This is a genomic window from Salipiger sp. HF18, assembly GCF_011806505.1.
Classification (GTDB): domain Bacteria; phylum Pseudomonadota; class Alphaproteobacteria; order Rhodobacterales; family Rhodobacteraceae; genus Salipiger; species Salipiger thiooxidans.
Genome location: NZ_JAATOS010000899.1, coordinates 1 through 827, shown reverse-complemented (window position 1 = coordinate 827; position 827 = coordinate 1). Strand labels below are relative to the sequence as shown.

The 827-nt window shown below is 69.5% G+C and carries 1 protein-coding gene; it reads left to right on the top strand.

Going from position 1 to position 827, the window contains the following annotated elements:
* Positions 1-30 precede the first annotated feature (30 nt).
* Positions 31-827: aldolase (locus HC022_RS27840; RefSeq protein ID WP_167454522.1), on the top strand; the 797-nt coding region annotated here is incomplete at its 3' end.

Sequence of the window (827 nt, the reverse complement as noted above, 5' to 3'; positions counted from 1 at the left end):
GCAAGGACAACGACCCGACAGGCCGCCCGCATGCCCCACAGCCTTTCCAACGCCCAGCCCCCCGCCGCACCGACGCTTCTCAACCGCCCCGACCTTGGCACCGACGCCATCCGCGGCGCGCGCGAGGATCTCGCCGCCTGCTTCCGCATGGCGGCGCGCTATGGCTTCGAAGAGGGCATCTGCAACCACTTCTCGGCGGTGGTGCCGGGGCATGACGACCTTTTCCTCGTGAACCCCTACGGCTTCGCCTTCCGCGAGATCACCGCCTCGTCGCTGCTGATCTGCGACTACGAGGGCAACGTGGTCGAGGGCAATGGCACCCCCGAGGCCACCGCCTTCTACATCCACGCCGAGATGCACCGCCGCCTGCCGCGGGCGAAGGCGGCGTTCCACACCCACATGCCCTACGCGACCGCGCTCTCGATGACCGAGGGCGAGCCGCTGATCTGGGCCGGGCAGACCGCGCTCAAGTTCTTCGGCCGCACCGCCGTGGACCACGACTACAACGGGCTCGCGCTCGACAACGCCGAGGGCAAGCGCATCGCCGAGGCGGTGGGCGAGGCGGACATCGTCTTCATGAAGCACCACGGCGTCATGGTGCTGGGTCAGACCATCGCCGAGGCCTGGGACGACCTCTACTACCTCGAGCGCGCCGCCGAGGTGCAGCTTCTCGCCATGTCCACCGGCCGTGCGGTGCATCCCGTGGCACCGGACGTGGCGCAGGCGACTTACGACCAGATGCGTGAGGGCGACGCGGAATCCGCGCGGCTGCACCTCGCCTCGGTGCGCCGCCAGCTCGACGCCGAAGAGCCGCAGTACCGGCACTG